At 53.3% G+C, this 6,955-nt stretch carries 8 protein-coding genes; 4 read left to right on the top strand and 4 right to left on the bottom strand.

Annotated elements, in window-relative coordinates; translation table 11 throughout:
• Window positions 1–34: 34 nt before the first annotated feature.
• From IKE44_RS08935 to IKE44_RS08925, 3 genes are all read left to right on the top strand, one after another.
• Window positions 35–631, top strand: coding sequence for a phosphatase PAP2 family protein (locus IKE44_RS08935; RefSeq protein ID WP_033016614.1), 597 nt, complete (start codon window positions 35–37; stop codon window positions 629–631).
• A 176-nt stretch (window positions 632–807) separates the two neighbouring features.
• Window positions 808–1,428 carry a hypothetical protein gene (locus IKE44_RS08930; RefSeq protein ID WP_287465669.1) on the top strand — a complete coding sequence of 207 codons (621 nt, stop codon included), beginning with the start codon at window positions 808–810 and terminating at the stop codon, window positions 1,426–1,428.
• Window positions 1,429–1,580: 152 nt separating this feature from the next.
• Window positions 1,581–3,674 carry a GDYXXLXY domain-containing protein gene (locus IKE44_RS08925; RefSeq protein WP_033017467.1) on the top strand — a complete coding sequence of 698 codons (2,094 nt, stop codon included), beginning with the start codon at window positions 1,581–1,583 and terminating at the stop codon, window positions 3,672–3,674.
• Window positions 3,675–3,700: 26 nt separating this feature from the next.
• Here IKE44_RS08925 and IKE44_RS08920 read toward each other — a convergent pair whose 3' ends face one another.
• Entirely contained in the window at window positions 3,701–4,573 is an 873-nt protein-coding gene (locus IKE44_RS08920) for a fructosamine kinase family protein (RefSeq protein ID WP_287465667.1), read from the bottom strand.
• Window positions 4,570–5,298: an NAD-dependent deacylase gene (locus IKE44_RS08915; protein WP_049625599.1), complete on the bottom strand. Its 729-nt coding sequence runs from the start codon at window positions 5,296–5,298 to the stop codon at window positions 4,570–4,572. The genes IKE44_RS08920 and IKE44_RS08915 overlap by 4 nt, the downstream gene beginning before the upstream one ends.
• Window positions 5,299–5,443: 145 nt before the next feature.
• Here IKE44_RS08915 and IKE44_RS08910 point away from each other — a divergent pair, with 145 nt between their 5' ends.
• Window positions 5,444–5,995 carry a DJ-1/PfpI family protein gene (locus IKE44_RS08910; protein ID WP_033017470.1) on the top strand — a complete coding sequence of 184 codons (552 nt, stop codon included), beginning with the start codon at window positions 5,444–5,446 and terminating at the stop codon, window positions 5,993–5,995.
• A gap of 155 nt (window positions 5,996–6,150) precedes the next feature.
• Here the strand turns inward: IKE44_RS08910 and IKE44_RS08905 are convergent, their stop codons facing one another.
• Window positions 6,151–6,492 carry a DMT family transporter gene (locus tag IKE44_RS08905; protein WP_235434209.1) on the bottom strand — a complete coding sequence of 114 codons (342 nt, stop codon included), beginning with the start codon at window positions 6,490–6,492 and terminating at the stop codon, window positions 6,151–6,153.
• Entirely contained in the window at window positions 6,423–6,800 is a 378-nt protein-coding gene (locus tag IKE44_RS08900) for a DMT family transporter (RefSeq protein WP_235434210.1), read from the bottom strand. The genes IKE44_RS08905 and IKE44_RS08900 overlap by 70 nt, the downstream gene beginning before the upstream one ends.
• Between the last annotated feature and the right edge of the window lie 155 nt (window positions 6,801–6,955).

Genomic DNA, 6,955 nt, shown 5'->3' with positions numbered 1-6,955 from the left:
TTGATAGATCAACATTTCTAGAGGGAGGAGAGTGATGCTCAGCATGAATCGACGATTATGGATCACTGCGGCTATGAGTCTGAGCCTTTTTTTGCTTGTTTGGACAGGCGTGGCCGCTGGATGGACGGAGAGAATGGATGAAGAGGGGCTGCGTCTGTTTGATTATTGGAATTGGCTTGACCCGTTTACGTTTCTTGGCAATGGAAAGACGATTGGCACCATCAGCATTATGCTTGTCATTGGTTTATGGTTTTTTCGCCGCGACGTCTACGGAATGGTGTTGGTTGTGGCCGCTGTTGGCGGGGGATATGGCATCAATGAGTGGCTAAAACATATCATTGGACGGCCTCGACCTCCTCATGCTGAAATCGGTGGATTTAGTTTTCCAAGCGGCCACGCGATGATCGGGACGATTTACTTGTTGATTTTGGCGTACTTTTTGGCGCAAACGCGCACGAAGCGAGGCGAGCGGACCGCGATTTACGGCGTTTTTGGAGCGCTTGCCCTGTTGACTGGCTTAAGCAGGTTAAGTCTGCAAGTGCATTATCCATCTGATGTGCTTGGTGGGTTTTTGCTCGGGGTTGCCTATGTATCAGCCTGCCTGGCTCTTTACCGTAGGTTCACTCGCTGAAGCGGATTTTAGAACATGGACAAAAAACGATTTTTGTTTTGATTTCGCGCGGTGAAAAGCAAATTTTGCGGCTTTGTGTTGAGCTTTGCCGTTGTCGAAATTAGGGAGAAAATCTCTTTTTCTATACTATCGCGTTGACCGAGACAATGATACAATGGGGAAAAGGAGGTGAAACGATGAGCCAAGCCGAACTCGTGCAAATGATGGCCGAACTGCTTGACCAAAAGCTCAATCCCATCCACGTGCGGCTCGATCGGATTGAAGGAAATGTCCGAGCGCTTCAAGAAGGGCAGGCGCGCTTGGAAGGCGAAGTGCAGGCACTCAAAGAAGGGCAGGTGCGCCTCGAAGGCGAAGTGCAAGCACTCAAGGAAGGGCAAGCGCGCCTTGAAGGCGAGGTGCAAGTGCTCAAGGAAGGCCAGGCGCGTTTGGTAGATGAAGTGCAGTTGTTACAGGAGGGACAAGCCCGCTTGGACCAACGGCTTCACCGGGTTGAGGAAGATGTGCGCACATTAAAGGTGGATATGAACGCGGTCAAAGGCGATGTGCAAACATTGAAAGAAGGACAGCAACGGCTTGAAGGGAAAGTTGAACGGGTCGAAGAAAAAGTTGACAACCTCACACTAGAAATGCGGAGCCACTTTCGCTATATCGAGAACATGCTCCATAAGCATCAGGCCGCTCTTGACATGGCTTCGCGGCAGTTCTCTTCGCAACAGTCATCGATCAACTATTTGATCAAAAAAGTGGCAGAGCATGATATGGACATTTTCCACTTAAAAAATGATCTCCAACCATAGTGTCCTGTACTGCAATAAAGAAAACAGTCTAAAGGGTGAGCGGCAACTAGGAAAATACGATGGAATGAGGCGTGTTTTCACTGGTCTTCTAGACAGCTTTTTCAGCATATTTTATAGAGAGAAAGATTCGAGCCACAAGGGGAGAAAGCGATATGGCGGTCCGCGTCGTGAAAACGGGGTATGCGTTGGCGTTTTTGTGCATGATTGCCGGGATGGTGTATTTTTTTGCCGCCAATTGGCCGGAGATGGGGCGAGAGGTGAAAGTCGGGATCAGCATCGGCATGATGGCGGCATTTTACATCGCAAGCGCGGCGCTTTGGGGCCGCCGTCGTTTCTTAGGGCGTTGGATGTTGATCAGCGGAGTGTTGTCATTTGGCATTGCGTTGGCGCTGCTCGGTCAAATGTACAACTCGCATGCGGACAGTTATTGGCTGTTTCTTGTCTGGCTTGCGCCAACCGCTTTGTTGGCGCTGTTGACAAAAGAACGGGTGCTTTCCGTGATCGCGATTGGGCTGCTGCAGCTTGCGTGCTGGTTTTATTATTTTCCGTCCGCTTATCGGATTGAGTGGACGGAATGGTCTTCGTTTGGAGTGCTGTCGTTATTCGTGATCGTAAACGGTGCGCTCGTTGTGTTTGCTCGGACACCGCTCATCCGTTGTTTCGCTTACCTAGCCATGCAAGGTTGGCTGCTTGTGATGGACATAACCGGGTTTTCCTATGGGCGCGACGCATGGTGGCCATACGTGTATGCCGTGTTGCTCGCTGTGTTGCTTTATTATTTTCTTGTCATCGCCAAGCAGCGGTTGTATGTGTTGTTGACGAGTTTGTTTGCTGGACTGTTTTTGTTCATTCAATACATTCGCTTGCTCGCTGATCATTATGGAACATGGTTGCTTCTCATTGGGCTCGTGGCGGCTGCTGCCGTGTTGTACGGGGGCGTTGTGCTATTACGGCGCACGGGGCTGTTTTCAGCAAAGACGAAAGCCGGGAAATGGTTTTTGGCGGCGTTTCAGGCGATTGTCACACTTGCGGCTTCCGCGTTGGCCATCCAAAGCCTGCTTGGCTTGTATTTTCTTTGGACAGAGTCATGGTCGCCTTATGTGCTCTTTTTCATTTCCATCTTTGGATTTGTCGTTCCCGCCTCATTGGGCCGGCATTGGAATGCGGTCGTTCGTTATACTCTGCTGGCTGTTGGTTATGGGCTCGGGGTGGCGATGGCGGGGGAGGTCTCGCGGCTGGCTCTGTTCCTCTATGCCATTGGGCTTGCGATTGGCATCATCCGGTCATCAGACAGCGGAGTGCGCCGGTTGACGACGGCGGCGCTGACGGTCTATTTCGGGATCGCCTTAAGTTCGGCGATGGATGACGGCCGGACGGTGTTGCTCACCTTGGCTTTGGTCAACGGCGGGTTGTATGCGTATGGCCGCTTTCGCGGAACGCCGTTTCTCACTCCGCTTGTCTTGGCGTTCGGAGCGCTTGGGATCGCGACGAGCGCCGATGTATTTGCGGCTGATGGACTGTACGCGGCGTTGAATATCGTCATGGTCTTGGCGCTTGCCTTCTTTCTTTTCCACGGTCGGCAACTGGAGCGGAAGACCGCTTGGGTGTACACGGCGCTTTATCTCGTGCTGAAATATTACGAGTTCACCTGGAATTTGCTTCATAAATCGATCAGCTTGCTGGCGGCAGGCGTGGCGTTGCTTGCATGGACATTGTGGCTCGAGAAACGGAATGGCTTCACATGGGCCAAGGGAGTGCGCTGGGGGCGGCGCGTTTCATTGTGGACGCTCATAGTCGTGATCGCTCAATTTTCATTTTTAGGTTATACCGTGTGGCAAAAAGAGCGATTGCTGCGATATGGTGATGTCGTAAAGCTGGAGCTTGAGCCGGTGGATCCGCGTTCCATGCTGCAAGGGGATTATATTCAGCTTCGGTACGATATTTCCACCATTCCGTCGCTTGATGGAAGCGGACGGGTGCAAGTTGGGCTGCGAAAAGGAGCGGATGGGGTGCATCGTTTGGCTGGCGTATATATGGTGAATGGAAACAAAAGGCCGGGATACACGCCGCAGCCTGGGGATGTGATCATCACCGGCACGTTCCACGGCCCGCAAGTCGTGTATGGCATTGAATCGTATTTCATTCCGGAAAAAACGGGGATGACACAGCAAGAGAATGTTCGGTTTGCCTATGTGCGCGTGAGCGAAAGCGGGGATGCGTTGCTCGAAGCGATCCGTGCTGAATAAAGATGGCGCGGGGAAAGCAGGAGAAACTACTCCCCCGCATACCGTTCTAACACGCGGTCGACCGCGTTGCCGTATGTTTCGCCGAATAAATTGAGATGAACGAGCAAGTAAAACAGCTGGTAGAGTGGTTTTCGGTCATGATAATCAGCCGAGAGCGGCATAAGCTCGCGATAGCTTTCATAAAACCGGAGCGGAAAGCCGCCAAACAGCTCGGTAAACGCGATCTCAAACTCATGATGGCCATATAAAACAGACAGATCGATCAAATACGGCACTCCGTCTGGCCCCGGAATCCAGTTGCCGCTCCATAAATCGCCGTGCAACAGCGACGGGAAACAGTCATCCGGAAGCCATTGGTCAAGCCGCTCGAGCAGCCATTCGAGACGTTTGCGCCGCTTGGCGGGCAGGAGGCCTCTCTCCGCCGCCCGCGTCATTTGTGGTCTAAGGCGGGCGGCGCGGTAATAGTCGGGCCAGCGGCCGTACCAGCCGTTGCGCTGCGGCAGCGTCCCGATGTACGTATCGCGGTCAAGGCCAAACGCCGGGCCGCGGCATTGATGGAGGCGGGCAAGGCCGTGTCCGAGCTGTTCGGCCGTCTGCGCCGTTTCCGTTCCTTCGACCCATTCCAAGACGAGCCAGCCCCAGCCGTTCGCTTCCCCGAAGCCGAAGGTATGCGGAACGTTGATGGCGCGTGCTTGCCTGATCAGCTCGAGGCCCATCTGTTCGGCAGCGAAAAATCCACTCGGCGGGAAACGTTGCATTTTGATAAAGTACGTTTGCTTGCCGCTTTGGACGCGATAGGCGTCATTGATGTCGCCGCCTGAGACGCGGCGCCAATGGCGGATGTGGGAGTGATCGCCGATCGATTCGAGCGCCATTTGCAACATCGTTTCTTTGTTCATTCCGCCGCCTCCGTCAACTGCCGCTCCAGCTCGTTCAGCACCTCGCCGATTTTCCGGCCGTGAATGACAGCGTCGGCGAGATCGTCCAAGTCAGTCGGCTCCCAATTGATGATCACGAGTTTAGCCCCACTCCGCTTGGCAACAAGCGGCAGCTGGTTGGCTGGGGATACCTGCAGAGAGGAGCCGAGCACAACGAACAAGTCCGCTTGGCGGGCCGCTTCCCACGCTTGATCGATGGCTTTCTCCGGCAGCGGCTCGCCAAACAGCACGACCGACGGGCGCAAAACTCCGCCGCATTCGCACGTCAACACACCGTGCAAATAGACAAAGCTTGGCTTTGTTTGCCCGCACCGCTGACAATGGACGGTGCGGAGCGAGCCGTGAAGTTCGATGACGCGTCGGCTTCCCGCTTCTTGGTGAAAGCCATCGACATTTTGCGTCACAATCGTCTGCACGATCCCGCGCCGCTCCCAATCGGCCAACAAGCGGTGTCCGTCATGCGGTTGGCACTGTTGCAATGTGCGAATGCGATATTGGTAAAACTCGACGAACGATTCACGGCGATGATGCAATGCATCGATGGTCGCGAGTTCGCTCGGATTGAAACGCGCCCACAGCCCGGTGCGCGGCGAACGGAAATCGGGCAGCCCGCTTTCCGTTGACATGCCGGCGCCGGTCAGTACGACGGTTCGGCGCGAGGCGGCCAGCCATGAGGTGATGGTCATTCCGTTTCCCTCCTTACTGTCGCAACCATAGCGACTCTCATTTCTGATGCTTCATCTCTTTCCACCAATCATTTTACTTTTCCTTTTCACTCGTTTCCAGTATGATAGAAATGAAAGAAAAAAATGGACAAGGAGGCGGAAATCCATGAGCAAAAAAGTGTTGATCATCACCGGCGACGCTGTTGATGCGCTGGAGGTGTATTATCCGTATTATCGTTTGTTGGAGGAAGGGCATGACGTAACGATTGCCGCGCCGAAGAAAAAGAAACTGCACACCGTTGTCCATGATTTTGCCGACTGGGATACGTATGTGGAAAAACAAGGCTATTTGATCGACGCCCATGCGTCGTTCGCCGAAGTCGATCCGGCGCAATACGACGGATTGGTCATTCCGGGCGGGCGCGCTCCGGAATACATTCGCCTTGATGAGAACGTGCAGCGCATCGTTCGCCATTTCTTTGAGGCGAATAAGCCGATTGCCGCCATTTGCCACGCCTCGCTCATTTTTGAAACAATGCCGGATTTGCTGAAAGGACGGAGTTTGACAGCGTATATTGCCTGCAAGCCGGGGGTTGAGGCGCTAGGAGCGACGTATGTGTCTGACCGCACAGTCCACGTTGACGGCAACCTTGTCTCCGCCCATGCGTGGCCGGATTTGCCGGCATTTATGCGTGAGTTCCTTCGATTGCTCCAATAGCCAAAAAGCGGTCTCCCTTTGGGTGAGGGGAGACCGCTTGTGCATGCAACAGGGTTTTGGGTGCGGCGGGCGGCGCTGTTTTTCATGGCTAAAGGTTCCCGCTTGTGATGGCGGGTTTTATTTTTGATGATGCTGTCCGCCAAACGGCCCGGCCGTCATCCTGCGATATCCACTTGTTCCGTCTTCACTTTCGGCGCTTTTGTCGCCAAATAGACGCCGAACAAGACGATTGCGCCGCCGGCCAGCTGCAGGACGGATAGAGCACCGCCAAGCAAAAACGTGATCACAGCGGTAAATACGGCAATTAAGTTTAAATATACACCGGCATGGCTCGGACCGACTTTTTGCACTGAGATGTTCCAAAATAAGAAGGAAAGAATGGACGGAAACAAGCAAATATAGACCAATCCGGCGAGCCCAGCTGCACTTATGTGATCAGCTGGAAACGGATAAAAGAATGCGAACGGCCACAGCAGCAAGCTAAAAAAACGGAGCACGTTGTCGCTGTAATCGGTGGGACGGGTAGTTTTTTGCCGATGATCGAATAAAGCGCCCAGACGACGCCGGCGGCGAGCATCATCAAATCACCGCGGTTGTAGTTCATTCGGAAGACGTGTGCTATATGCCCATCCGTTAAAATAAACAATACACCGGCCAGCGACAACAAAAAGCCGGCAATATTGGTTTTTGACAGCCGCTCCCGCAGCAGCGCATACGACAACACGACGATGATCGCCGGATTGAGCGAATTGACGATCGCTGCGTTCATCGGCGATGTATAGGCGAGCGCGCCGTATAAAAGCAAATTATAGCCGATGACGCCAAGAATTCCGGCTGCAGCGAGCGGCAGCCAATATTGTTTGATGACCCGTGGTGCTAGATAAACTCAAACAAGCATAAAAATAGCCCTTGCATGAGGATCTCCTTAAAATGAAAGTGCAACCAAACATTGAAAGGAGA

The organism is Geobacillus sp. (assembly GCF_017515625.1).
GTDB classification, from domain to species: Bacteria; Bacillota; Bacilli; order Bacillales; family Anoxybacillaceae; genus Geobacillus; species Geobacillus stearothermophilus.
The sequence above is the reverse complement of the archived record's forward strand: the minus strand, read 5'-3'. Positions and strand labels throughout refer to the sequence as shown.